This window comes from Rhodococcus sp. NPDC019647, assembly GCF_044389235.1.
Taxonomy (GTDB): Bacteria; Actinomycetota; Actinomycetes; order Mycobacteriales; family Mycobacteriaceae; genus Rhodococcus_F; species Rhodococcus_F oxybenzonivorans.
Map to the genome: position 1 here is coordinate 460249 of NZ_JBIRXS010000002.1, position 24377 is coordinate 484625.

Annotated in this window: 23 protein-coding genes; 14 read left to right on the top strand and 9 right to left on the bottom strand. The window is 65.2% G+C overall.

Annotated features, from left to right (window positions below):
* Window positions 1–7: 7 nt before the first annotated feature.
* The 4 genes from ACH49N_RS06795 to ACH49N_RS06810 form a co-directional block, all read right to left on the bottom strand.
* Entirely contained in the window at window positions 8–859 is an 852-nt protein-coding gene (locus ACH49N_RS06795; protein ID WP_109326914.1) for an ABC transporter permease, read from the bottom strand.
* 20 nt (window positions 860–879) lie between these two features.
* A complete protein-coding gene (locus tag ACH49N_RS06800) occupies window positions 880–1644 on the bottom strand; it encodes an ABC transporter permease (protein ID WP_109326912.1) in 765 nt (254 codons plus the stop codon).
* A gap of 527 nt (window positions 1645–2171) precedes the next feature.
* On the bottom strand, window positions 2172–3089 hold the full coding sequence (locus ACH49N_RS06805; RefSeq protein WP_358271245.1) for a 3-oxoacyl-ACP reductase: 918 nt from the start codon (window positions 3087–3089) through the stop codon (window positions 2172–2174).
* A 103-nt stretch (window positions 3090–3192) separates the two neighbouring features.
* Window positions 3193–3384 carry a ferredoxin gene (locus ACH49N_RS06810; RefSeq protein ID WP_109326911.1) on the bottom strand — a complete coding sequence of 64 codons (192 nt, stop codon included), beginning with the start codon at window positions 3382–3384 and terminating at the stop codon, window positions 3193–3195.
* Between the two features lie 248 nt (window positions 3385–3632).
* Here ACH49N_RS06810 and ACH49N_RS06815 point away from each other — a divergent pair, with 248 nt between their 5' ends.
* Genes ACH49N_RS06815 through ACH49N_RS06825 form a run of 3 tightly spaced genes read left to right on the top strand, consistent with a single transcriptional unit; the run spans window position 3633 to window position 7543 of the window.
* On the top strand, window positions 3633–4844 hold the full coding sequence (locus ACH49N_RS06815; protein WP_358271247.1) for an acyl-CoA dehydrogenase family protein: 1212 nt from the start codon (window positions 3633–3635) through the stop codon (window positions 4842–4844).
* Window positions 4845–4853: 9 nt separating this feature from the next.
* Window positions 4854–5975 carry an acyl-CoA dehydrogenase family protein gene (locus tag ACH49N_RS06820; protein WP_358271249.1) on the top strand — a complete coding sequence of 374 codons (1122 nt, stop codon included), beginning with the start codon at window positions 4854–4856 and terminating at the stop codon, window positions 5973–5975.
* Entirely contained in the window at window positions 5972–7543 is a 1572-nt protein-coding gene (locus ACH49N_RS06825) for a long-chain-fatty-acid--CoA ligase (protein ID WP_358271251.1), read from the top strand. Before ACH49N_RS06820 ends, ACH49N_RS06825 begins: the two co-directional genes overlap by 4 nt.
* Window positions 7544–7601: 58 nt before the next feature.
* Here ACH49N_RS06825 and ACH49N_RS06830 read toward each other — a convergent pair whose 3' ends face one another.
* A complete protein-coding gene (locus tag ACH49N_RS06830) occupies window positions 7602–8717 on the bottom strand; it encodes a nitronate monooxygenase family protein (RefSeq protein ID WP_109326908.1) in 1116 nt (371 codons plus the stop codon).
* Window positions 8717–10393 carry an acyl-CoA synthetase gene (locus tag ACH49N_RS06835; protein ID WP_213573732.1) on the bottom strand — a complete coding sequence of 559 codons (1677 nt, stop codon included), beginning with the start codon at window positions 10391–10393 and terminating at the stop codon, window positions 8717–8719. Before ACH49N_RS06835 ends, ACH49N_RS06830 begins: the two co-directional genes overlap by 1 nt.
* A 79-nt stretch (window positions 10394–10472) precedes the next feature.
* Between ACH49N_RS06835 and ACH49N_RS06840 the strand changes: the two genes are divergently transcribed.
* Window positions 10473–11315 carry a crotonase/enoyl-CoA hydratase family protein gene (locus tag ACH49N_RS06840; protein ID WP_358271253.1) on the top strand — a complete coding sequence of 281 codons (843 nt, stop codon included), beginning with the start codon at window positions 10473–10475 and terminating at the stop codon, window positions 11313–11315.
* A gap of 204 nt (window positions 11316–11519) precedes the next feature.
* Complete coding sequence (locus ACH49N_RS06845) at window positions 11520–12479, top strand: hypothetical protein (protein ID WP_358271254.1); 960 nt, start codon at window positions 11520–11522, stop codon at window positions 12477–12479.
* A gap of 79 nt (window positions 12480–12558) precedes the next feature.
* On the opposite strand, the gene ACH49N_RS06850 is transcribed toward ACH49N_RS06845, so the two are convergent.
* Window positions 12559–13596, bottom strand: a complete 1038-nt coding sequence (locus ACH49N_RS06850) for an LLM class F420-dependent oxidoreductase (RefSeq protein WP_358271255.1) — start codon at window positions 13594–13596, stop codon at window positions 12559–12561.
* 79 nt (window positions 13597–13675) lie between these two features.
* Between ACH49N_RS06850 and ACH49N_RS06855 the strand changes: the two genes are divergently transcribed.
* From ACH49N_RS06855 to ACH49N_RS06875, 5 genes are read left to right on the top strand one after another with little or no spacing between them, the layout of a single operon-like run.
* Window positions 13676–14656: an OB-fold domain-containing protein gene (locus tag ACH49N_RS06855; protein ID WP_317768554.1), complete on the top strand. Its 981-nt coding sequence runs from the start codon at window positions 13676–13678 to the stop codon at window positions 14654–14656.
* 12 nt (window positions 14657–14668) lie between these two features.
* Window positions 14669–15733 carry a thiolase domain-containing protein gene (locus ACH49N_RS06860; RefSeq protein WP_358271257.1) on the top strand — a complete coding sequence of 355 codons (1065 nt, stop codon included), beginning with the start codon at window positions 14669–14671 and terminating at the stop codon, window positions 15731–15733.
* Window positions 15733–16911 carry a thiolase domain-containing protein gene (locus ACH49N_RS06865; RefSeq protein WP_358271259.1) on the top strand — a complete coding sequence of 393 codons (1179 nt, stop codon included), beginning with the start codon at window positions 15733–15735 and terminating at the stop codon, window positions 16909–16911. The genes ACH49N_RS06860 and ACH49N_RS06865 overlap by 1 nt, the downstream gene beginning before the upstream one ends.
* Before the next feature lie 13 nt (window positions 16912–16924).
* Window positions 16925–17788 carry a TIGR03619 family F420-dependent LLM class oxidoreductase gene (locus ACH49N_RS06870; protein ID WP_358271261.1) on the top strand — a complete coding sequence of 288 codons (864 nt, stop codon included), beginning with the start codon at window positions 16925–16927 and terminating at the stop codon, window positions 17786–17788.
* 8 nt (window positions 17789–17796) lie between these two features.
* Window positions 17797–18213: a nuclear transport factor 2 family protein gene (locus ACH49N_RS06875; protein WP_109334863.1), complete on the top strand. Its 417-nt coding sequence runs from the start codon at window positions 17797–17799 to the stop codon at window positions 18211–18213.
* Window positions 18214–18362: 149 nt separating this feature from the next.
* On the opposite strand, the gene ACH49N_RS06880 is transcribed toward ACH49N_RS06875, so the two are convergent.
* Window positions 18363–19619 (bottom strand): cytochrome P450, encoded by a 1257-nt coding sequence (locus tag ACH49N_RS06880; protein ID WP_159919278.1) that lies wholly within the window; start codon window positions 19617–19619, stop codon window positions 18363–18365.
* Between the two features lie 160 nt (window positions 19620–19779).
* Between ACH49N_RS06880 and ACH49N_RS06885 the strand changes: the two genes are divergently transcribed.
* The 4 genes from ACH49N_RS06885 (at window position 19780) to ACH49N_RS06900 (ending at window position 22763) form a co-directional block, all read left to right on the top strand.
* Window positions 19780–20943 (top strand): steroid 3-ketoacyl-CoA thiolase, encoded by a 1164-nt coding sequence (locus ACH49N_RS06885; RefSeq protein WP_358271263.1) that lies wholly within the window; start codon window positions 19780–19782, stop codon window positions 20941–20943.
* An 8-nt stretch (window positions 20944–20951) separates the two neighbouring features.
* Window positions 20952–21473, top strand: a complete 522-nt coding sequence (locus tag ACH49N_RS06890; RefSeq protein WP_358271264.1) for a nitroreductase family deazaflavin-dependent oxidoreductase — start codon at window positions 20952–20954, stop codon at window positions 21471–21473.
* A 101-nt stretch (window positions 21474–21574) separates the two neighbouring features.
* Entirely contained in the window at window positions 21575–22237 is a 663-nt protein-coding gene (locus tag ACH49N_RS06895; protein WP_250773146.1) for a GNAT family N-acetyltransferase, read from the top strand.
* A gap of 118 nt (window positions 22238–22355) precedes the next feature.
* On the top strand, window positions 22356–22763 hold the full coding sequence (locus ACH49N_RS06900; protein ID WP_159919270.1) for a DNA-binding protein: 408 nt from the start codon (window positions 22356–22358) through the stop codon (window positions 22761–22763).
* Here the strand turns inward: ACH49N_RS06900 and ACH49N_RS06905 are convergent.
* On the bottom strand, window positions 22750–24369 hold the full coding sequence (locus ACH49N_RS06905; RefSeq protein ID WP_358271266.1) for an acyl-CoA synthetase: 1620 nt from the start codon (window positions 24367–24369) through the stop codon (window positions 22750–22752). The genes ACH49N_RS06900 and ACH49N_RS06905 overlap by 14 nt on opposite strands.
* Between the last annotated feature and the right edge of the window lie 8 nt (window positions 24370–24377).

Genomic DNA, 24377 nt, shown 5'->3' on the forward strand with positions numbered 1-24377 from the left:
GGCACTCCTATCCCGAAAGGTTGAAGTTGCCGGAACCGCCGTATATGGCGAGGGAGATGAGGAGGGTCACCGTGACCACCGCTATCAGCGACGACCGCACCGCGTTGCCCACGGCCACGCCGACTCCGACGGGACCACCCGACGCGGTGAAGCCGTAGTAGGTGTGGATGAGCATGATGGCGATCGCCATGACGATGGCCTGCGCGAACGACCACAGAATGTCCGTCGGTATCAGGAAGGTCGAGAAGTAGTGGTCGTACACGCCGGCGGACTGGTCGTAGAGAACCACGGTGGCGAATCGGCTGGCGATGAAGGATGCGATCACCGCGAGGGCGTAGAGCGGAACGATCGCGATCATTCCGGCCATCACCCGGGTGCTGACGAGGTACGGGATCGAGGGGATCGCCATCGTCTCGAGGGCATCGATTTCCTCGGACACACGCATGGCACCGAGCTGGGCGGTCGAGCCTGCCCCGATCGTGGCCGCGAGTCCGATACCCGCGATGACCGGGGCCGCGATGCGTACGTTGATGAACGCGGCGAAGAAGCCGGTGAGCGCCTCGACACCGATGTTGCCGAGTGAGCTGTATCCCTGCACGGCGATGGTGCCTCCGGTGAAGAGCGTCAGAAATCCGACGATCACCACGGTTCCACCGATCACCGCCAGCGCACCCGTGCCCATGCTGATCTCGGCGATGAGCCGCAAAGTTTCCTTCGGGTACCGCCTCACCGCACGAGGAGCCCAGGCGATCGCGCGCGCAAAGAACAGCGCCTGCTCGCCGAGCCGGTCTATCGAACGGGACGTCGACGCGAATTGCCGGCGTGTGCGGGGAAACCGCCCGGCCGCTGCGAGAGCCATCTACTCCACCACCATGTCGATCACCCTGCCGTCAGCTTGATGCCGACGGCGGTGACGAGAACATTGACCACGAACAGGGCCATGAACGAGAACACGACGGTCTGATTGACGGCGTCACCGACACTCTTGGCGCCACCTTTCACGTTGAGGCCGAGATAGGACGCGACAAGACCCGCGATCATGCCGAACAGACCGGCTTTGACCTCCGAGATCACGAGCTCACCGAACCCCGTGAGAAGTGTGATGCCGTTGACGAAGGCCCCCGGATTCACATCCTGGATGTACACCGAGAAGACGAACCCACCGAGAATCCCGATAGTGCAGACCAGGCCGTTCAGCAGCAGGGCCACGACGGTCGAGGCGAGCACGCGGGGTACGACCAGCCGATGAATCGGGTTGATACCGAGCACCCGCATCGCGTCGATCTCTTCGCGGATCGTGCGGGCCGAGAGGTCTGCGCAGATCGCGGTGGCGCCCGCCCCGGCCACGATGAGCACTGTCACGATGGGGCCGACCTGGGTCACGGTGCCCAGCGCCGCACCCGCGCCACTGAGATCCGCGGCACCTATCTCCCGGAGGAGGATGTTGATGGTGAAGCTCACCAGAACGGTGAACGGGATGGCGACCAGCACCGTGGGAACCATCGATACCCGGGCAACGAACCACGCCTGGTCCACGAACTCGCGACGCTGGAAGGGCCTCGAGAACACCGCCCTAAGCGTCTCGGCCGACATCGTGAAAAACCCGCCGACAGCGCGCAATGGCACCTCGAGGAGGTCTACCATTCGTCCTCCTCGTCCCTAATCGCACCCAGCACCGACTGTTGATTGAGCCCAGCCCCCCAACGGCCTGTGACTCAGGTCATATTAACTAGAACGTGTTCACCTGTCAAAAAGAGTCATTCATCAGCAAGAATCGTCCCACATCGAGCACTCCGAAGAGGGCGTTTTCGTCCAAAAGAAGAGCCGCGATGCGTCCACGTCGAACATCGACCGGGTACGCCTAAAGTGTTATCACACAGCAGGTTTGACTACGACATGTCGGCTGCCTACCGAACCCGGACCGGGCCGCCTGCACGCCGCTGCGTGGACGTCACTCAGCCCTCGCCATGGAGGTGTCGACGCCCGGAATCGACGGTAAAACTAGAACAGGATCTAGCGTGTGTAAGCACATCGCTGCCTCCCCCGTCGCACCGTCTCGACCCCAGCCGGTCGCTGTGTATTTTTACCCAGTATCGCCCATCACGCGGGTATTACCTGGGAAAACGGGCGGTAACGCCGGATGTGTCGCCGACCGCGCCGCGACGGCTCGTTCAGCCCAGCTCACGCAGGGCAGCCGACGCCGAGAAGGTCGCGGCCGGATCGCGTTCACCGAAGTAGCTGCCGAGGCTCTCGGCCAGACTCGCCGGCGTCCATCGAGAGTCCGTCGCGTCGAACCGGCGCTCGACGACCGGAGCCGCCATCAACGCGACCATCGGGCCATAGACCACGAAGAGCTGCCCGTTGACGGTGTCGGCCGCGGGCGAGGCGAGGTAGGTGACCAACGCCGCCACATGCTCCGGCGACAGTGGGTCGATCCCCTCGGCCGGCGCCTCACCGAAGACGTTTTCCGTCATCGACGTGCGCGCGCGGGGACAGATCGCGTTGGCCCGTACTCCGTAGCGAGACAGCCCGCGCGCGGCGGAGAGGGTCAGAGCCGTGATGCCTGCCTTGGCCGCACCGTAGTTGGCCTGCCCCTCGGGCCCCAGCAGGCCTGCCTCCGAGGACGTGTTGATGATGCGGCCGTACACGGGCGCACCCGCCTCCTTGGATTTTCCGCGCCAATAGGAGGCGGCGGAGCGGCAGAGCAGAAAGTGCCCGCGCAGATGCACCTTCAGTACCAGATCCCAGTCTTCGTCCGACATGTTGAACAGCATGCGGTCCCGCGTGATCCCGGCATTGTTGACGAGGATGTCGAGGCTGCCGAACTGGCCCTGCGCCGCTTCCATGATCGCGTCGGCAGTGGACCGTTCACCGATGTCGCCGGCGACGAATTCGACCTTGGCGCCCAGACCTCGGATCTCTTCGAGTGTTTCTTCGACGGCGTCGGAGGCCACCAGGTCGTTGACCACGACGGACGCACCCGCTCGTGCCAGACTGATCGCCTCGGACTTTCCCAGCCCGGATCCGGCGCCGGTGACGACGCCTACCTTGCCGTCCAAGTTCACATCGCGGTCAGCAACATCATTCATGAAGCGGCACTCCTGGTCGTCTGCAATCACCGCCGGGTTGCACACCCGGCGCCACGGTGGACGTCGTCACTGTAGAACGTGTTCTCGTTTTGGGCAACGACGGTCAGGGGTGTTCGGTGAGCGCCGCCCTCGGACACTGCGCGATGGCAGTCCGCACGTCTTCCTCCCGGTCAGCGGGTGGATGAGCGGTCGATATGTGCAGATTGTCGTCGTCGTCGAGGTCGAAGATGTCGGGTGCAATCCCTACGCACACACCGTTGGCCTCGCATCGGTCGAAATCGACTCTGACCTCCATGGCAACCCTCACTTCTCCTCGTCACGTCGCTCGTCGGCCCGGGTGTCGCCGGGCTGCGGCGCACACCGTTCTTGCGCTAACACTAGAACCTGTTCCAGTCGTGTGCAATGATTCGTTTCACGACTGCGAGAGGCCCACCGAGCGCGCTCCCCAGCCGGTCGGGCCGACTCCCCGCCATCGCACCGGAGAGACTGGAACGTGTGCCAGATGCGACGAGTTCCGGGCCTTCGGACTGGAGAGGTATTTCGATGCACATCACCTACACGCCACAGCAACAGGCGCTGCGCGAAGAACTGCGCGCCTACTTCGCGCAGTTGATGACGCCGGACCGGCGGGAGGCTCTCGCCGCCACCACCGGCGAGTACGGCGAGGGCAACGTCTACCGCGACGTCGTCGCGCAGATGGGCAAGGACGGCTGGTTGACGCTCGGCTGGCCGAAGGAATACGGCGGCCAGGAGCGTTCGGCGATGGAGCAGCTGATCTTCACCGACGAGGCCGCCATCGCCGGTGCTCCCGTGCCATTCCTCACGATCAACTCCGTGGCCCCCACGATCATGCACTTCGGTACACCTGAGCAGAAGTCGTTCTTCTTGCCGAAGATATCCGCGGGCGAACTGCACTTCTCCATCGGATACTCCGAGCCCGAGGCAGGGACGGACCTTGCAAGCCTGCGCACCACCGCCGTCAAGGACGGCGACGACTATGTGATCAACGGCCAGAAGATGTGGACGAGCCTGATCGCATACGCCGACTACGTATGGCTGGCCTGCCGGACCGCCCCCGAGGCGAAGAAGCACAAGGGCATCAGCATGCTGATCGTGCCCACCACGGCCGAAGGATTCTCGTACACACCCGTCCACACGATGGCCGGTCCCGACACCAGCGCCACTTACTACCAGGACGTGCGCGTACCGGCCTCCGCACTCGTCGGTCCCGAACACGGTGGTTGGGCGTTGATCACCAACCAGCTCAACCATGAGCGAGTCGCGCTCACCTCCGCCGGACCGATCCTCACCGCACAGCGGGAAGTGCGGGAGTGGGCGCAGAACACCAAGTTGCCGGACGGCCGCCGCGTCATCGACCAGGAATGGGTCCAGATCAATCTGGCCCGGGTCCATGCCAAGGCCGAGTATTTGAAGTTGATGAACTGGGAGATCGCCTCGTCGACCGGGGGAAGCGAAGCGACGGGAAATGATTCAGCGCACGCCCCGGGCCCAGAGGCGGCGTCGGCCAACAAGGTGTACGGAACCGAGTTCGCCACCGAGGCCTACCGACTGCTCATGGAAGTCCTCGGCCCGTCGGCCACGCTTCGGCAGAACTCCCCCGGCGTCCTGCTGCGCGGACGCATCGAACGGATGCACCGTTCTTCCCTCATCCTCACGTTCGGTGGCGGAACCAACGAGGTGCAGCGCGACATCATCGGTATGACCGCCCTCGGCCTGCCCCCTGCGAAGCGTTAGGACACGACCATGGATTTCACCCTCACCGAGGCGCAACAGGATCTGGCCGGTCTCACCCGGAGCATCGTCACGGATCTCGTCACGAACGACCGCCTGCGGGAGCTCGACGTGGCCGAAGACCGCCTCGATCGCGAACTGTGGTCCACACTCGGCTCATCCGGTGTCCTGGGCGCCGCACTACCGGAGTCGGTGGGCGGCGACGGTTTCGGCGTTCTCGAGCAGTGCAGCATCCTGGTCGAACTGGGCCGGGCCGTCGCACCGGTCCCCTACCTTTCATCCATCGTCATGGCGGCGGATGCGCTCGCGCGATATGGCAACGAACAGCAGCGTACGGAGTGGGCAGTTCCGGCAGCGGCCGGTGCGGAAATCCTCACCGTCGCCCTCGACGAGGAACTCAACGACGACCCGGGCTCGCCCGTCACCCACGCCGAACCCGCGCCGGGCGGCTGGACCCTCGACGGCACGAAGATCGTCGTCGACGCGGCGCCGTCGGCAGAGTTGTTCCTGGTGCCGGCGACGACCCCGGACGGCGTGGCGGTGTTCCTCGTGCGCCCCGACGACGAAGGGGTGACCGTCACCAGGCAGCAGACCGTCGATTTCGCCAGCACCGGCGAGGTGGCGCTGCACGGAGTCGTCCTCGGCTCCGATCGACTCCTGGGCACCGTCGAGCAGGGCAGCGAGATCGTCGATCGGCTCGTCGAACGAGGATCTCTCGGCGCCTGCGCGTACCAGTACGGCGTGCTCGATCAGGCTCTGACGCTGACCGCCGCCTATGCCCGCGAACGGGTGCAGTTCGGCAGGCCGATCGGCAGCTTCCAGGCCGTGGCTCAGCGACTCGCCGACGCGTACATCGACGTCAAGGGCGTCCGGCTCACACTGTGGCAGGCAGCGTGGCGGCTCAGCGAAGGACTGCCCGGCGAGGGCGACGTGCAGACCGCCAAGTTCTGGGCGTCCGACGCCGGTCACCGGGTGGCCCACACGGCGGTTCACATTCACGGCGGTGTCGGGCTCGACCAGGATCATCCCGTGCACCGGTACTTCCTCGCGGCAAAGGCCCTCGAGTTCCGGCTCGGCTCCGCCACCCGGCAGCTCCGGACCCTCGGCGCCGAACTGGCCACCGTCCCCGCATGACGGCGACACTCGCACGCACGGTGGCGGACCTGCTTCGCGGTGTCGCCGACAGCGAGTCCGAGGGGCTGTACTTCGAGGACCGTTTCCTGTCCTGGTCAGACCACCTGCGGGCGAGCCTGCAGCGCGCCGCGGTTCTCGATGATCTTCTCGATCCCGAACGCCCGCGGCATTTCGGTGTGCTGATGGACAACGTGCCCGAGTTCTCGCTTCTCGCGGGTGCGGCGGCGCTTTCCGGCGCAGTCCTCGTCGGCCTCAACACCACCCGGCGCGGCGACGCGCTGGCCCGCGATGCGGCGCTCGCCGACTGCCAGGTCATCTTTACCGAGAACAGTCGTTCGGATCTGCTCGACGGACTGCTGCTCGAGGTCCCGGTGATCAACGTGGACTCCGTGGAGTGGGCCGACATGCTGTCTGTACAGCGGCCATCTTTCGAGCAGGTAACGCCCGAGCCCGACGATCTCTTCATGCTCATCTTCACCTCCGGGACGAGCGGCGACCCCAAAGCCGTGCGCTGTACGCACGCGAAGATCACCGGGCCCGGCCTGATGCTCGCCGAGCGGTTCTCGCTGTCCGCGGACGACGTCGTGTACCTGTCTATGCCGATGTTCCACTCCAACGCCATGATGGCCGCCTGGTCTGTGGCGCTCGCAGCCCGTAGCTCGATCGTGTTGCGGCGCAAGTTCTCCGCGTCCCACTTCCTCGCCGATGTCCGGCAATACGGGGTCACCTACGCAAACTATGTGGGAAAGCCGCTGTCGTACGTGCTGGCAACGCCGGAGGAGCCCGACGACGCCGACAACACGCTGCGAGTGATGTACGGCAACGAGGGATCCGCTCCCGCGGTTGCCGCATTCTCCCGGCGTTTCGGCACGCAGGCCGTCGACGGATTCGGTTCCACCGAAGGCGGAGTGGCCATTTCCGCTACTCCCGGCTCACCGCCGGGCGCACTCGGGCGGCTGCCCGACGGAATCGCGATCCTCGACCCGGAGTCGGGTCTGCCCTGTCCCCCTGCCGAATTCGATGCATCCGGTCGCCTGGTCAATGCCGAGGCCGCCACCGGTGAACTCGTCAACGTCAACGGTCCCGGCGCCTTCGCCGGCTACTACAACAATCCGGAGGCCGACGCGGAGAGAATCCGGGACGGAAAGTACTGGAGTGGCGACCTGGCCTACCGCGATGCCGACGGATTCGTGTACTTCGCCGGCCGCAGCACTGGATGGTTGCGCGTGGACGGCGAAAACCTCGGCTCCGCGCCCATCGAACGAATCCTGCTGCGCTACGACGGGTTCGCGGAGGTGTCGGTGTATGCGGTACCCGACGCCGAGGTCGGCGACCGGGTGATGGCCGCAGTCGTGCCCACCCGCGAATTCGACCCCGTCGACTTCGCGGAGTTCCTCGACGCCCAGACCGATCTCGGTCCGAAACAGCGCCCGACCTTGGTGCGGGTGTGCTCCGAGTTTCCCCGCACGGCCACGTTCAAGGTACTCACACGCACACTCAGCGCGCAGCGATGGAACTGCGCAGATCCTGTGTGGGTCCGCGATGGTACCGGCTACTCCCGCCTGTGAATCCTGTGAATGACGGGCGGCGAAGTACGCTCCCGCCTACTTCGCCACCCCAGTACCGCTACTTGTACGAAACGAGCCGGGACACCGCCGCCTCGAAGCCGGAGACGAGCTCGTCCATCACCTCGGACACCGGCCGGATTTCGTTCATCCGGCCGACAATCTGTCCTACCGGCATCGCGACGACGTCCGGATTCTCCGAAGCGGCGATCCGCTGGTGAGCGTCGCTGACCAACAGATTCTGCAACGGCATCGGCAGCGGGGCAGGGGCTTCCGGCTTCGACCACGCATCGGTCCACTTGGTCTTCAGCAGGCGCGCGGGCTTACCCGAGTAGATGCGGGACCGCACCGTGTCGGCCGAGGTCGCACCGAGCAAGGCCCGCTGGATGGCGGATGGTCCGTCGGCCGACGCACTGCCGAGCTTGTACTCCGACGTCGTGAGCCAGTACGACCCCATCCAGACACCGGACGCCCCGAGCGACAGTGCGGCCGCCACCTGACGGCCGCTTCCGATGCCGCCGGCGGCCAGCACTGCAGCGGAATCGCCTACCGCGTCGACGATCTCCGGAACCAGCACCATCGACGCGATCTCACCGGTGTGCCCGCCCGCTTCATATCCCTGCGCGATGACGATGTCGACGCCGTTCGCAACGTGCCTGCGCGCATGCTCGACCGCCCCGGCGAGCGCCGCCACGGGAACACCCTTGGCGTGGGCCTGATCGATGACATCCTTGGGCGGCGAGCCCAGTGCGTTGGCGATCAGGGCGATACGGTGATTGAGCGCGACATCGACATGCGAGCGGGCCACCGAGTGAAGCCAGCCGAGCACCCCCGTCGCATGCTCGGTGCCCGTTTCCAACGGCGGCACACCCAGCTCGTCCAGGGTGCGGTTGACGAAGGCACGATGTTCCGCCGGAATCAGCGACTCCAGGTCCACCGACGTACCCTCCGTCGGGATCTTGGCCGGCATCACGATGTCGACGCCGTACGGTTTCCCGTCGGTGTTCTCGTCCATCCACGTCAGGACGGCCTCGAGTTCCTCCGGATCGTTGAACCGAACACAGCCGAGCACGCCCAGGCCGCCGGCCCGCGAAATAGCCGCGGCCACATGCTCGGAGGGCGTGAACCCGAAGATGGGGTACTCGATGCCGAACTTCTCACTCAAAGCTGTGTGCATTACGCGCCTTTGCTCGTCACGGTGTCGCTCTGGGCCGAACCGTTGCCGTTGTGGTCGTCGGCGGGTCGGGATTCCGTTTGTTCCTTGGCCCAGCGGTAGTCGGGCTTACCTGCAGGCGAACGTTTGATCTCGTCCACGAACCACAGGCTGCGCGGCACCTTGTATCCGGCGATTTCCTTACGCGCGGCCGATGCGATCTCGTGTAGGCCGGGACGCGCCCCGCCGCGCGTCTGGACGACGGCGGCGACGCGCTGGCCGAATCGCTCGTCGGGCACACCGACCACCAGGGCGTCGAACACGTCGGGGTGCGACTTCAGCGCGCCTTCCACCTCTTCGGGGAAGATCTTCTCGCCGCCGCTGTTGATACAGACGGAACCACGTCCGAGCATCGTGACGGTGCCGTCCGCCTCCACCTGCGCGAAGTCGCCGGGGATCGAGTAGCGGACACCGTGATACTCCCGGAACGTCGCCTTGGTCTTCTCTTCGTCCTTGTAATAGCCGATCGGGATATGTCCTTTGCGCGCGAGAATGCCGACCTTGCCCGAGCCGGGCTCCACCGGGTTCCCGTCGTCGTCGATGACCGAAGTGGAGGCGTCGATCTTCACCGTCGGCCCGCCGCCGTGCGATTTGCCCTTCTCCACCACACTCAATCCGCCGAAGCCGGTTTCGGACGAGCCGATCGAATCGGTGATCATCCGATTGGGCAGCAGTTCCAGGAATTTCTCCTTGATACTGGGCGAGAACAGCGCCGCCGAACTGGCCATCAGAAACAGCGACGACAGGTCGTACGGCTCACCGGTGGCCGGGTTGCCCTCGATCAGGGCGTCGAGCATGGGTCGCGCCATCGCGTCGCCCGTGATGAAGACGAGATTGACCTTGTGCTGGTCGACGATTCGCCAAACGTCGTGGCCGTCGAACTCCGGGTGCATCACGCATTTGCCGCCGCCGAACAAGCTTTGGAAAGTGGCCCACTGGCTGCCTCCGTGAATCATCGGCGGGATGGGGAAGCGGGTCATGCCGGCGGTCTCGGCACCCTGCTTGGCAAGGTCCCACTCGTCCTCGACGTACTCACCGGTCATGAAATTGATACCGCCACCGAGCACACGCCAGACATCCTCCTGACGCCACATGACGCCCTTCGGCTTACCCGTGGTGCCGCCGGTGTAGAGCATGTAGATGTCGTCGTTGCTGCGCTCCTCGAAGTCGCGCTCCGGGGAACCCTGCGCCAACGCGGTCTCGTATTCGACGCCGCCGTACGACGAGTAGTCGAGATCGGTCCCGTCCTCGATGACGACGACGGTCTTCACCAGAGGCGTGCGGGGCAGCACAGCTGCCACCTTGTCGGCGTACCGACGCTCGTGCACGAGCGCGACCATGTCCGAATTTTCGAAGATGTATTGCAACTCGTTCTCGACGTACCGGTAGTTGACGTTGACCATCACGGCCCGGATCTTGAACACCGCCACCATGGCCTCGATGGCCTCGAGGGTGTTGCGGCTGTAGATGCCCACCTTGTCACCCGGCCGGACACCCTGTTCACGCAGGTAATGGCCTAGTCGATTGGCCCTCTCCTCCATCTGCGCGTACGTCACTTCCCGGTCGTCGGACACCAACGCGACGCGGTCCGGAACGAGGTCGATTGCGTGCTCTACGAGGTCTGCGATATTAAGGGCCACGTCAACAAAGTAGAACGTGTTACCGTTTCTGGCAAGACCCAATTTGAGAGCCAGCTCACACACCCTTCGGGAGACTTCAGTGTCCTCTACCACCACCGAGAAAACCGACGTTTCAGCACAGTCGCCGCACTGCCTCGTCGAGAAGCGCGGGCACGTCCTGATCGTCACGATGAACCGCCCCGAGGCGAAGAACGCGCTGTCCGGCGAAATGATGGCGATCATGCGCGACGCGTGGGATCAGGTCGACGCCGACCCGGACATCCGCGTCGCCATCCTCACCGGTGCCGGCGGAGCCTTCTGCGCGGGAGCAGACCTCAAGGCCATGACGGTGCAGCACCCTGGCGACTCCTTCTCGGGCGGGGGTGAGGGAAACCAGCCGGCGTGGGACCTGTCGAAAATCGAGGCCCTCCTCAAGGGCCGTCGCCTCACCAAACCCCTCATCGCAGCGGTCGAGGGACCGGCCATCGCAGGCGGAACCGAGATCCTTCAGGGCACCGACATTCGCGTCGCCGGCGAGAGCGCCAAATTCGGTGTGTCCGAAGCGAAATGGGGGCTCTTCCCGCTCGGCGGTTCGGCGGTGCGCCTCGTCCGGCAGATCCCGTACACCATCGCTGCGGACATTCTCCTGACCGGACGCCACATCACCGCCGCCGAAGCCAAGGAGATCGGCCTCATCGGACACGTCGCTCCCGACGGACACGCCCTCGACAAGGCCCTCGAACTCGCCGACCTCATCTCCGCCAACGGACCCCTCGCCGTCCAGGCCATCCTGAAGACCATCCGCGACACCGAAGGCATGCACGAGGATGACGCCTTCCAGATCGACGCCGCACTCGGCACCGCCGTATTCACCAGCGCCGACGCGAAGGAGGGCCCCCGCGCCTTCGCCGAAAAGCGCGCGCCGAACTTCCAGGGCCGCTGACCCTGCCCCGCCGCTGACCTCCCCCACCCCCAGCCACCCCCTCCCCCGCCGGGCGAATGTACCTTTCGGCGCGTCTGAGGCGCCGAAAGGTACATTCGCCCAGGATGTAAGGCTTATCCACAACCCCCAAGTTATCCACAGGCCTCACCAAAACGCCTGGTGAACAACCCTGCCGCCGGCAGCGGGTGCGTCATCATCGAGTCCATGCGACGGGGACAATGGAAGCATCGGCTCGAAGACTTGTACGGAATCAGCCGATCAGGGATCATCCGCACCGCCGAACTGAGGCATTGGGGAGTGTCGAACTCGGCGATCGACGCTCGATGCCGTCCGGGCGGGCCGTGGCAACGGATCCTTCCCGGCGTCGTGATGCTCGGCAACGGCCACCCGACCGCACGTCAGCGTGCCGTGGCCGCGATCGTGCTCAGCAGCGACAACGCGGTCCTCACCGGGCGCGCAGCGCTACACGAATACGGGTACGGAACGTCGTACTCCGGCGATGCCCACGTCCTGATCGCCACGCACCGGCGTGTCCAGTCCACGGGCTTCGTCCTCGTCGAACGCACGACGCGAATGCCGGCGCCGGTGATGCGCAACGGGCTTCCCTGCGCCCCGCTTCCACGCGCGTTGCTCGACGCGGCGCGACGGTGCCGCACCCTGGACAGCACTCGATCCCTCATCGCCGAGGTGATCCAGCGAGGCGGGGCAAGAGTCCCCGAGCTCATCGCGGAGTTGGACGCGGGCAGTGGCCGCGGCGCAGCACTCCCCCGTGCCGTGCTGCGCGAGGTGAGCGCCGACGTCCACTCGGTGTCCGAAGCCGAAGCCCGCCGATTGTGGACGCGGAGCGGACTACCCCGAATGGCATTCAACCGCAGGATCGTCGACGCCGACGGACAGTTCATCGCCATGCCGGACGGTTGGATCGACGAGGTCGCGTTCGCCTGGGACATCGACTCGCTCGACTGGCATCTCGCGCCCAATGCCTACAAATCAACCGTCGAGCGCCGAACCCGGATGCAGAACCACGGCATCATCGTGCTTCCGACGCTCCCTAGTGCCGTCCGCGACCACCCCGACCGCGTGATCGACGACCTCCGCAGCCACTACCAGTTGGCGTCGTCCCGCCCCCGACCGGAGGTCCGGATGCTCACAGCGGCCGGGTGAATGTACCTTTCGACGCACCTGAGGCGCCGAAAGGTACATTCGCCCGGCGGGAGGGAAGGCAGGGGCGGGGACGGGGAGGTCAGCCCAGGACAGCGGAGGCGAGCTGCCGCACGTGCGGGGCGTCGCGGCACGAGACGAGGAGTGTGGTGACTCCGGCGTCGGCCCAGCGTTTGACGTCGGCCCGGACTTCGTCGACGTTGCCGATGATCATGGTCTCGGTGACCATGTCGTCGGTGACGACGGCGGCGGCGTCGTCTTTGCGGCCTGCACGGAAGAGGCGGCCGATTTCTTCGACCTGTTCGCCGTAGCCCATGCGGGTGTACACCTGGGCGTGGAAGTTCAGTTCGGGTGCGCCCATGCCGCCGACGTAGAGCGCTGTCATCGGTTTCAGCCCGTCGATGGCTGCGGCACGGTCGTCGGTAATGATGACCTGACAGGTGGCCGCGACCTCGAAGTCTTCCCGGTTACGACGAGCACCCTGCCGTGCGAAGCCCTCGTCGAGCCATGCGTTGTACATGGGGGCGAGGCGGGGTGAGTAGTAGATCGCGAGCCAGCCGTCGGCGATTTCGGCGGTGAGCGCCACGTTCTTGGGACCCTCGGCGCCGAGCCAGATCGGGATGTCCGCCCGGAGGGGGTGGGTGATCGGTTTGAGGGGCTTTCCCAGGCCGGTGCTGCCCGGCCCGGTGTACGGCAGTGGGTAGTGCGGCCCGGCACTGGTGACGGGCTCTCGACGGTCGAGCACCTGGCGCACGATCGACACGTATTCACGGGTGCGCGCAAGGGGCTTCTCGAAGGGCTGGCCGTACCACCCCTCGACCACCTGCGGGCCCGACACCCCGAGCCCGAGTATGGCCCGACCTCCGCTGAGGTGGTCGAGGGTGAGCGCGTGCATCGCGCAGCTCGTCGGGGTACGCGCCGAGATCTGCACGACCGAGGTGCCGAGGCGGACGCGTTCGGTGCTCGACCCCCACCACGCGAGGGGGGTGAAGGCGTCGGATCCCCATGATTCGGCGGCGAAGACGGCGTCGAATCCTTCGGCCTCGGCGGCGGCGATCAGCTCCGGGACATTCGCCGGCGGCTGCGCGCCCCAGTATCCGAGTTGCAACCCGAGCTTCATCGTGTGCCTCCGCATCGACCGTCGTCAGAAGTGACCCTTGCCACAAACACTAGAACCTGTTCTACTCGAAGTTGTGACCATGGGAAAGAGCGCGGTGGCCGAAAAGTTCTCGAATACTCCATTGAGCGCCCCGCTGAAACTTCAATTCGACTACACCCGGTCGGTGGGCCCGACCATCGGAGCCTTCGTGACTGCGCTGCGCGACCGCAAAGTCATCGGCGCGCGCGGATCGGACGGACGCGTCTACGTTCCGCCGCCCGAATTCGACCCCGACACGGCGGAACCGCTCACCGACTTCGTCGGCGTATCCGACGCCGGAACCGTGGTGAGTTGGACATGGATGCCGGATCCTATTGCCGGACAGCCGCTCACCGAGCCGTTCGCGTGGGCGTTGATCAAGTTGGACGGCGCCGACACCGCCTTGGTGCACGCGGTGGACGTGCCTTCCGTCGCCGCGATGAGCACGGGAATGCGTGTCCGGGCGCGGTGGGCGGAGCAGCGCGTCGGACGCATTCAGGACATCGTGTGCTTCGAACCGGGTGAGTCGGCCGGCGACGCCGGGACGCCCGAGGACTCGGAGCCGGTCACGATGGTGACGACGCCGGTCGACCTCGACTACATGCATTCGGCGTCGGCCGAGGAGAGCTACTACCTTCGAGGGTTGAAGGAAGGCAAGCTCATCGGCGGCCGCACCGGCGCGGACGGCAAGGTCTACATCCCGCCTCGCAGCGCCAATCCCACCGACGGCATCCCGACGAAGGAGCAGGTGGAGCTGCCGGACCGGGGCATCGTCACTACCTTCTGCATCGTCAACGTCCCGTTCCTCGGTCAGCGCATCAAGCCGCCGTACGTCGCAGCGTATGTGCTGCTCGACGGCGCCGACATCGCATTCCTGCACCTCATTCTCGAGTGCGACGCCGCCGACGTCCGGATGGGCATGCGCGTGGAAGCCAAGTGGAAACCACGCGAGGAGTGGGGTTACACCCTCGAGAACATCGAGTACTTCAGGCCGACGGGTGAGCCCGACGCCGAGTACGACACCTTCAAACACCACCTGTAAGGGCGCGGCACAATGACAGATATCGCAGTCGTCGGGTTCGCGCACGCACCGCACGTGCGTCAGACCACCGGCACCACCAACGGCGTCGAAATGCTGGTCCCCTGCTTTCAGCAGCTGTACGACCAACTCGGGATCACGAAGTCGGACATCGGCTTCTGGTGTTCCGGATCGTCCGACTATCTGGCGGGTCGGGCGTTCTCGTTCATCTCCGCGGTCGACTCGATCGGTGCGGTTCCGCCGATCAACGAATCTCACGTCGAGATGGATGCGGCGTGGGCCTTCTACGAAGCCTGGGTCAAGATCATGACCGGGGAGGTCGACACCGCCCTCGTCTACGGCTTCGGCAAGTCGTCGGCGGGCAATCTCCGCAAGGTCCTGTCGATGCAACTCGACCCCTATCTGGTGACACCTCTCGCCCTCGACTCGGTGTCGATCGCGGGCTTACAGGCCCGTCTCGGGCTCGATGCCGGAAAGTGGACGACCGAGGAGATGGCAGCCGTGGCGGCCCGCAGCCGAGCGGCAGCCGAGAGCAACCCGAACACCCAGCTGTCCGGCCACGTCGACATCGAGACGTTGCTGGCCTCACCGTTCGTCGCCGATCCGCTGCGCGCCCATGACTGCGCACCGATCACCGACGGGGCTGCCGCGGTGGTACTGGCAGCCGGCGACCGTGCCCGTGAGCTGTGTGAACGTCCGGCGTGGATCACCGGGATCGAACACCGGATCGACTCCCCGAACTTCGGTGCCCGCGACCTGACGGTGTCGCCTTCCACGACGTCGGCGGCCAGGGCCGCCACCGGCGGTGACGTCGGCGGAATAGACGTGGCTGAACTGCACGGTCCCTTCACCCACCAGGAGCTGATCCTGCGCGAGGCCATCGGACTGCCCGATTCGACGACGATCAATCCCTCGGGAGGTCCGCTCAGCGGGAACCCGATGTTCGCGGCGGGCCTGGAGCGCATAGGTTACGCAGCCAGGGCCATCATGGACGGCAACGCCGGGCGCACGCTGGCACACGCCACGAGTGGTGCTGTGCTGCAACAGAATTTGGTCGCAGTCTTGGAGGGACGCAACTGATGGCGAATCAACTAGCCGCTGTACTCGGCACCGGCCAGACCCACTATGTGGCGAAGCGGCACGATGTGTCGATGGCCGGCCTGGTCCGCGAGGCCATCGACCGCGCCATGGAAGACGCGCGCGTGGGTTGGGACGACATCGACGCCGTCGTGATCGGCAAGGCACCCGACCTGTTCGAGGGTTCGATGATGCCGGAACTCGCGATGTCGGATGCTGTGGGCGCCAACGGTAAGCCGCTGCTCCGTGTCCACACCGCGGGATCGGTCGGCGGATCCACGGCTGTCGTGGCGTCGAGCTTCGTGAAGGCGGGCGTACACAAGCGAGTGCTGACGGTCGCCTGGGAGAAGCAGTCCGAGTCGAATGCCATGTGGGCGCTGTCGACCCCCATCCCTTTCAACATGCCAGTGGGTGCCGGCGCGGGAGGCTATTTCGCTCCGCACGTCCGGTCCTACATTCGGCGGTCGGGAGCGCCCGAGCACATCGGCGCGATGGTGGCGGTGAAGGACCGCCTCAACGGCAGCCTCAACCCGTACGCCCATCTGCAGCAACCCGATATCACCCTGGAGTCCGTGCAGGCTTCCCAGATGTTGTGGGATCCGATCCGATACGACGAGACCTGCCCGTCTTCGGACGGCGCCTGCGCCATGGTGATCGGCAACGAGGAAGCGGCGGAGCGGGTGACGGCAGAGGGTCGCGAGGTCGCCTGGATTCACGCCACGGCCATGCGTACCGAACCCACCACGTTCTCCGGGCGGGATCAGGTGAACCCGCAGGCGGGCAGGGATGCTGCCGCCGCCCTGTGGGAGGCCGCCGGAATCAAGGATCCCCTCGACGAGATCGACGTCGCCGAAATCTATGTCCCCTTCTCGTGGTTCGAACCGATGTGGCTCGAGAACCTCGGGTTCGTGTCCGAGGGTGAGGGGTGGAAGCTGACCGAAGCGGGCGAGACGGCCATCGGTGGACGCCTTCCGCTCAATGCGTCCGGTGGTGTCCTCTCGTCCAATCCGATCGGCGCCTCGGGAATGATCCGGTTCGCCGAGTCGGCCATGCAGGTGATGCACCGCGCCGGTGATCACCAGGTGAAAGACGCACGCAAGGCTATGGGCCACGCCTACGGTGGCGGCTCTCAATACTTCTCGATGTGGGTGGTCGGATCCGACCGGCCGGACAACCAGTAGCGGGGTCACCATCATGAAATTCACCGTCGGCATTGCCATGAATCCCCTCGACCAACTACCTGCCCTCGCGAAAACAGCCGAGGAGTGCGGCTTCTCGTCCATCGCGCTGCCCGACTCGCTGTTCTTCATGGAGAAGCAGAGCACCGACTACCCGTACACCCCGGACGGTTCGCGGATGTGGAACGAGGAAACGCCCTGGGTGGATCCACTGATCGCCGCCGCGGCGATGGGCGCTGTCACCTCGAGGATCGAGTTCTACACCCAGGTCCTCAAACTGGGATCGCGCAATCCGGTGCTCCTCGCCCGCCAAGTTGGGTCGGTGGCGAATCTGACCGGCAATCGCTTCGGCTTCGGGGTCGGCATCGGCTGGGCTCCGGAGGAATTCGAATGGTGCGGGGTTCCGTATGCGAAACGGGGCGCCCGCGTCGACGAGATGATCGAGGTCATCAGACTGATTCTCGGTGGCGGAATGGTCGAGTACCACGGTGCGTTCTACGACTTCGACCGCCTGCAGATGAGCCCGGCCCCGACGAAACCGGTGCCGTTCTACGTCGGCGGGCACACCGACGTGGCACTTCGCCGGGCCGCCAGGGTGGGCGATGGTTGGACGTCGGCAATGATCAAATTCGACGATCTCGTCCAGGTGATTGCACGCCTCCGTGAACTCCGCGAGGAGTACGGGAGGGCAGAGCTGCCGTACGAAATACAGACCGTCTGCATCGACCGCTTCGGCAAGGAGGGATACGCGGAACTGGCCGAGGCGGGAGTGACCGACACCATCGTCGTCCCGTGGATCTTCGACGGCATCGGGTTCGACGGACCCCTCGAAGCCAAGCAGGACTCCATGCGTAAGTTCGCCGACCAGTACATCGACTAGGGGTGCACATGACCACCACCACCGACCACCCGGCACGCCTTGCGGGGCAGGCGTCACGAGAGGCCGCCAGCGGGAGACGCAAGGACGAGTGGCTCGCCTTGTTCGCCGACGACGCCTGCGTGGAAGACCCTGTCGGTCCCTCGCATTTCGACCCCGAAGGCAAGGGGCATCGTGGACTCGAGGCGATCTCACGGTTCTACGACATGACGATCGCGACCACCGAGTCGCTCGAATTCCTCATCACCGACTCGCTGGTGTGCGGCAACGAGAATGTGACCATCGGGACGATACGGTCAGTCGTCGGCGGAGCACAGATCGACGCCGAGGGCGTGATCATCTACCGGGTGAACGAGGAAGGCAAGATCGCATCTCTCCGCGCCTTCTGGGAGGTCGAGCGGGCGATGAAGACTGTGCGCACACTCTGACGCCGCGAACTTCGCGCGTGTAAGGCCCCGGTCCACCAGCGGACCGGGGCCTTCGTCGTGCGTCGATTCGCATTAGGAAACAGCAGGACATAGAACAGCGGCGTCGGAGAGGATGAGGGTGCCCTCCGACGCCGCTGAATTTGTGGGGGTCAGTGCTTGACCGGGCAGCCGCCAGACGTCGTCTTGTAGTCCACTGGGAACTCCTTGATTCCGTTGAGCCAACCCGAGCGCAGTCGCCGCGGATCTCCAAGCCTACTGATGTCGGGCAAGTGGTCGGCGATGGCATTGAAGATCAGGTCGATTTCGAGCCGGGCGAGGTTCGCGCCCAGGCAGAAGTGTGCGCCCGTTCCGCCGAAACCGACGTGCGGATTGTTCTCCCGCAGGATGTCGAACTTCTCGGGATGGTCGAAGGCGTCCTCGTCGAAATTCGCTGAGCCGTAGAGCATCACGACTCGCTGCCCCTTCTTGATCTGCACGCCGCCCAGCTCGGTGTCTTCGAGCGCGGTGCGCTGGAAGGAGTTGACCGGGGTGGCCCAGCGAACGATCTCGTCGGCTGCCGTCTTCGGGCGTTCCTTCTTGTAGAGCTCCCACTGATCGGGATGGTCGAGGAAAGCGATCATGCCGTGCGTGATGGCGTTGCGGGTGGTCTCGTTGCCTGCCACCGCCAGGAGAATGACGAAGAACCCGAATTCCTCGGGCGAGAGTTCGTTTCCGTCAATGTCCGCTTCGATCAGCGTCGTGACGATGTCATTGGCCGGGCACTTCTTGCGCTCGTCGGCCATCTGATAGGCGTAGCCGAGGATTTCCATCGACGCTGCCTGGGGATCGATGTCCAGTTCGGGATCGTCGTATCCGGTCATCTGGTTCGACCAGTCGAATACCTTGAGCCGATCTTCCTGCGGCACGCCGAGAAGCTCGGCAATGGCCTGCAGGGGAAGTTCACATGCGATCTGAGTGACGAAGTCACCGGCTCCCGCTTCTGCGGCTTCCTTGACGATCTTCTCGGCGCGCTCGGTGAGTTCGTCGCGGAGGCTGTTGATCGCGCGAGGCGTGAATCCTCGGGCAACCAGCTTGCGCAGTTTGGTGTGCTCGGGGGCGTCCTTGTTGATGAGGATGAACCGCTGCATATCGATGTTCTCGCGAGGGATGTCGTCGGCGAAGCGGACGATCGCGGTGTTCTCGTGCGTGGAGAACACGTCACTGCGCCGCGAGACCTCCTTGACGTCGTCGAGTTTGCTGACCACCCAGTAGCCGTCGTCGTGGAAGCCACCGATCTCCGGCGGCTGCGGGTTCCACCAGATCGGCGCAGTCTTACGCAGCTCGGCGAACTCCTGGTAGGGGATGCGCTCTGCGTAGATGTCCGGGTCGGTGAAGTCGAAACCCTCTGGAAGATTGGGCTGCGCCACTGCTGTCTCCTGCCCTAGGCCATACACCACTTCGTGATGTGAAACACGTTCTACTAACATTGAAACACAAGCCAGGCGACTAGCAAAGGAAAGCCGGTCCGGTCCTTGCCACCATAGGAGAACCTGTTCTATTTTCTGAGGACAAGGAAAGGAGCCCGCCGTGGGCACACCAGTAATCGTCGAGGCAGTGCGTACACCCATCGGAAAACGTGGTGGGTGGTTGTCGGGTTTGCATGCCGCCGAGATCCTCGGGGCCGTCCAGCGGGGCATCCTCGACCGCTCCGGCATCGACCCGGAAGTGGTGGAGCAGGTGATCGGTGGTTGCGTCACCCAGGCCGGTGCGCAGTCCAACAACATCACCCGCACGGCGTGGCTGCATGCCGGGCTGCCCTGGCAGGTCGGCGCAACGACGATCGACTGCCAGTGCGGATCGGCGCAGCAGGCCAATCACCTGATTGCCGGACTCATCGCGACCGACACCATCGACGTCGGAATTGCCTGCGGGATAGAAGCGATGAGCCAGGTCCCGCTCGGCGCGAACGTAGGCGAGAACGCCGGACCTCGCCGACCCGCCGACTGGGACATCGACATGCCCAATCAGTTCGAAGCAGCCGAGCGCATCGCCCGTCGCCGCGGGATCACGCGCGCAGACGTCGAGGCACTCGGTGTCCGTTCGCAGGCACGGGCCAAGCAGGCGTGGGACGAAGGCCGGTTCGATCGCGAGGTCCTGACGATGACGGCGCCCGTCGTCGACAAGGAAGGCAATGCCACCGGCGAAAGCCGAGTGGTCAGCCGGGACCAGGGCCTGCGGGACACGACCGCGGAGTCGCTGGCCACGCTGAAGCCCGTCCTCGAGGGCGGCATCCACACGGCCGGCACGTCCTCACAAATTTCCGACGGCGCGGCCGCGGTGATGTTGATGGACGAGTCCCGGGCCCGCGCGCTCGGACTGACACCACGCGCCCGTATCGTCGCCCAGGCGCTTGTCGGGTCGGAACCCGAGTTCCACCTCGACGGTCCCGTCCAGGCCACCGCACGCGTGCTCGAACGCAGCGGAATGAAAATCGGCGACCTCGACCTGTTCGAGGTGAACGAAGCATTCGCCTCCGTACTTCTGTCGTGGGCGTCCGTCCACGGTCCCGACATGGACAAGGTGAACGTCAACGGTGGCGCTCTCGCGCTCGGGCATCCCGTGGGCAGCACGGGTTCCCGACTCATCACCACCGCGCTGCACGAACTCGAGCGCACCGACGGGTCGACGGCACTGATCACGATGTGCGCGGGCGGCGCGCTGGCCACCGGCACCATCATCGAGCGAATCTAGGATCAGCCATGAACACACCCGCCCCCGCCCACGCTCGACCAGAGCCCAATTCCCCTCGCTCCGCTCGACCGCGCGGCCTCGACTCCAAGTGGACGGTCTCCGTCATCAAGTGGATGTCGAAGATCAATGTCGTCCTGTATCAGCGGACGGGCGGGCGGCTGGGCAGCAAGTGGCGGTTGGGCAGTGCCTTCCCGCGCGGACTGCCCGTCGGCCTGCTCACCACCACCGGCCGCAAGAGCGGCGAACCCCGGGTCAACCCACTGCTGTTCCTCGAGGACGGCGAGCGCATCGTCCTCGTCGCCTCGCAGGGCGGGTTGCCGAAGCACCCGATGTGGTACCTGAATCTGCGGAGCGATCCGGCGGTCACCGTTCAGGTGAAGTCGCGTGTGCGTTCCATGACGGCGCGTGTGGCCACCGCCGAGGAACGTGCGCAGTTGTGGCCGCGGCTCGTCGACATGTATCCCGATTTCGACAACTACCAGGCCTGGACCGAGCGAACGATCCCCGTCGTCATCTGCACGCCACGATAAAACTGTATGTACCGCCGGGTAACGGATGCCATGTCCGGAGACTTCTTGCAGTATTGACCCCGTACGGAAGATGTATGACGGCCGAGGCGAGGAAAGCAGATATGACGACACAGGTTCAAGATCGGATACACGACCGTCGGGAGCTCACGGCAGCACTTCTGCGCGCGCTCGAACGGCGACACGAAGTCCTCGATGCCATCGTCGACAGCAAGGATCATGCCGAGGCGCTCACCACCGTCGCCGGCCTCCTCGACACATCCGAGGCGTACGCGGAAGCCGTCCTCAATCTGACGTTCCGTCGCCTGACCAAGGATGAACGCCTCCGCATCCAGTCGGAACTCGAGGACCTCGACGCGAAGTTGGAGTGGACAGCGTCCGACCGCCCGGCGAGCACCGGGCGCAATTTCCGTCTGCGCCCGTTCACGCCCACCGACGAGGACGCCGAGTTGTTCCGCCGCCGCTGCGCCGAACAGGAGGAAGACGGCACTCCGTGGTCGCAGGAGCGGATCGAGAAGGAACGCGCGGAGGGTTTGAAGCGAATCGACGACGAGTCCGCAGCGTGGTTCGTCTGCGAGGACACCGCCGAGAACACCTCCGTCGGGTTGGTCTTCGGTGAGCTCACCGGACGCGAAGTCGACGTAGCCATCTGGGTAGCACCCGAGTGCCGCAAGAAGGGGTACGGCACCGCCGCCGTGAAGCACAGCAGGCAGGAACTGGCCGCCGAGTTCCCCGGCACGGTTCTGGTCGTTCGCGCACCGGCCTGACCCTGCACCGTGGTGGCACAGCGCGCACCCGCGCGCTGGGCCACCACCTTCGGCGGTGAACATATTGTTTACAACAAATCGTTGACAGACGTCTGGTCGAGGGTGCAGCATCGAGTGCATGCCCACCGACCCGTTCACCCCACCCAACCCCAGTCGTGATCGCGCGCACCGCGAGTATGCGGGGCTTTTCCGCATCGCCGAACGGCACGGGTCCACTCCGGAACAGCGTGCCCGCCAATCTCACCCGGAGATGCTGGAACCTCTCGGCGCCATCCGCGTGGTCGCCGCACTCGCAGGCGGTACCACGCCACCAGAGCCCGGTGAACCCGACGTCGACGACGCCGACATCACCGCGGCGCTGAGCCTGATCCCCAAGGCCCGCGCGGAGATGGACCAACTCGAGGCCCTGTTCCTCGGAGTCGCTCGTCAGCGCGGGATGACCTGGCAAGCTATCGCATTCGGTCTCGGACTCGGCAGCACCCAGGCGGCTCGGCAACGGTACGAACGCCTGGTCAGCCGGACATGACGCGGTGGTCGGGTTCCCGCTGCTTGGTGACGCCCTGCGCCCAGCGGTAGTCCGGCTTGCCGCTGGGTGTTCGCTGCACAGCGTCTTCCACCCACAGGAGCCGCGGAATCTTGTACCCGGCGAGGCTCTGCCGCACGTGTTGTTCGAGTCCGTTGAAGTCGATTCCGGCACCGTCGCGCGGCTGCACCACTGCGGAGACGCGATGCCCCCAGCGTTCGTCCGGGACACCGACGACGATGGCGTCGTAGACGTCTCGGTGCGCCTTCACCGCGCTCTCGACCTCTTCGGCGAACACCTTCTCACCGCCGGTGTTGATCACCATGTTGCCGCGCCCGAGGAGGGTGATCGAACCGTCCTCCTCGATGCGCGCACGGTCACCGGTGACCACGACGGGTTTGCCGTCGACCTCCCGGAATATCTCCTTCGTCTTCTCGGGATCGTTGTAGTAGCCGAGCGGGACGTAGCCGCCCTTGGCGAACCAGCCGTCCTTGCCGGATCCGGGCTCGATGGGGCGATCGTCGTCACCGATCACCATGGCATACCGTCCGGCGGGTACCCGCGGGCCGCCTACTTGCTTCTGCCCCTTGGTCGCGAACCCGATTCCACCGAAACCCGTTTCGGAGGCGCCGATGGAATCCGACACCACCAGATTCGGGAACTCCTCGAGAAACGCATCCTTGATCACCGGAGAGAACAACGCCGCACCCGACGCGACCACCGCGAGGCTCGACGTGTCGGTGCGCGAGGATTGACGAGCCTCGATCAGGGGACGTCCCATCGCATCTCCGGTGATGATGAGGATCTGCACCCGGTGTCGCTCCACCAGTTCCCAGGTCCGGTGCGGATCGAATTTCGACTCCACAAGCACGGTGTTCCCACTGAACAGCGCGGTGAGGGTGGGCATCATCGCCGCGGCGTGGATCAGCGGCGGCAACGCGAACCACAACGTCGGCTCGCCCTCGGACCCCACCCGGGACTGCTGGTATTCGTCTTCGATGGCCTCACCGGTATAGAAGTCGAGGCCGCCGGCGAGCACTCGCCAGATGGACTCGTGCGTCCACACGACACCTTTCGGACGTCCCGTGGTGCCGCCGGTGTACATGATGAACACATCGTCGTTGCTGCGCTCGCCGAAGTCCCTTCGGCCGCTGCCGGACAGCGCTTCCTCGTACGGCACCGAGTCGCTGTGCACCCCGGCGCCGCCGAGGTCGTCCTCGACGACCACGGTGTACCGGATCTTCGGCAGCGACGGCAGGACTTCGGCGATCCGCGGCGAGTAGATCCGATGATGGACGACGGCTTCCAAGTCGGCGTTGCCGTAGACGTAGGCGAGTTCGTCGCTGGTGTATCGGTAGTTGATATTGATGGGAACGGCCCGGATCTTGAACGCGGCCAGCAGCGTTTCCACCGTCTCGATCGAATTGTGCAGGTGCACACCGATATGGGAGCCGGCGGTCAGGCCTGCTTCGAGTAGGTTGTGCGCCAGGCGGTTGGCCCGGTCCTCGAGTTCGCGGTAGGTGATTCGCCGTCCAGCTGCAATCAGCGCAACCCGGTCCGGCATGGCGTCGACGGAGTGTTCGAAGAGGTCTGCAAGGTTGTACGCCATGGACTTGT

Bases quoted from the DNA above. Each gene is read 5' to 3' on its own strand.
- ACH49N_RS06795 (WP_109326914.1), bottom strand. From the start codon at position 859: ATGGCTCTCGCAGCGGCCGGGCGGTTTCCCCGCACACGCCGGCAATTC.
- ACH49N_RS06800 (WP_109326912.1), bottom strand. From the start codon at position 1,644: ATGGTAGACCTCCTCGAGGTGCCATTGCGCGCTGTCGGCGGGTTTTTC.
- ACH49N_RS06805 (WP_358271245.1), bottom strand. From the start codon at position 3,089: ATGAATGATGTTGCTGACCGCGATGTGAACTTGGACGGCAAGGTAGGC.
- ACH49N_RS06810 (WP_109326911.1), bottom strand. From the start codon at position 3,384: ATGGAGGTCAGAGTCGATTTCGACCGATGCGAGGCCAACGGTGTGTGC.
- ACH49N_RS06815 (WP_358271247.1), top strand. From the start codon at position 3,633: ATGCACATCACCTACACGCCACAGCAACAGGCGCTGCGCGAAGAACTG.
- ACH49N_RS06820 (WP_358271249.1), top strand. From the start codon at position 4,854: ATGGATTTCACCCTCACCGAGGCGCAACAGGATCTGGCCGGTCTCACC.
- ACH49N_RS06825 (WP_358271251.1), top strand. From the start codon at position 5,972: ATGACGGCGACACTCGCACGCACGGTGGCGGACCTGCTTCGCGGTGTC.
- ACH49N_RS06830 (WP_109326908.1), bottom strand. From the start codon at position 8,717: ATGCACACAGCTTTGAGTGAGAAGTTCGGCATCGAGTACCCCATCTTC.
- ACH49N_RS06845 (WP_358271254.1), top strand. From the start codon at position 11,520: ATGCGACGGGGACAATGGAAGCATCGGCTCGAAGACTTGTACGGAATC.
- ACH49N_RS06850 (WP_358271255.1), bottom strand. From the start codon at position 13,596: ATGAAGCTCGGGTTGCAACTCGGATACTGGGGCGCGCAGCCGCCGGCG.
- ACH49N_RS06855 (WP_317768554.1), top strand. From the start codon at position 13,676: ATGGGAAAGAGCGCGGTGGCCGAAAAGTTCTCGAATACTCCATTGAGC.
- ACH49N_RS06860 (WP_358271257.1), top strand. From the start codon at position 14,669: ATGACAGATATCGCAGTCGTCGGGTTCGCGCACGCACCGCACGTGCGT.
- ACH49N_RS06865 (WP_358271259.1), top strand. From the start codon at position 15,733: ATGGCGAATCAACTAGCCGCTGTACTCGGCACCGGCCAGACCCACTAT.
- ACH49N_RS06870 (WP_358271261.1), top strand. From the start codon at position 16,925: ATGAAATTCACCGTCGGCATTGCCATGAATCCCCTCGACCAACTACCT.
- ACH49N_RS06875 (WP_109334863.1), top strand. From the start codon at position 17,797: ATGACCACCACCACCGACCACCCGGCACGCCTTGCGGGGCAGGCGTCA.
- ACH49N_RS06890 (WP_358271264.1), top strand. From the start codon at position 20,952: ATGAACACACCCGCCCCCGCCCACGCTCGACCAGAGCCCAATTCCCCT.
- ACH49N_RS06895 (WP_250773146.1), top strand. From the start codon at position 21,575: ATGACGACACAGGTTCAAGATCGGATACACGACCGTCGGGAGCTCACG.
- ACH49N_RS06900 (WP_159919270.1), top strand. From the start codon at position 22,356: ATGCCCACCGACCCGTTCACCCCACCCAACCCCAGTCGTGATCGCGCG.
- ACH49N_RS06905 (WP_358271266.1), bottom strand. From the start codon at position 24,369: ATGGCGTACAACCTTGCAGACCTCTTCGAACACTCCGTCGACGCCATG.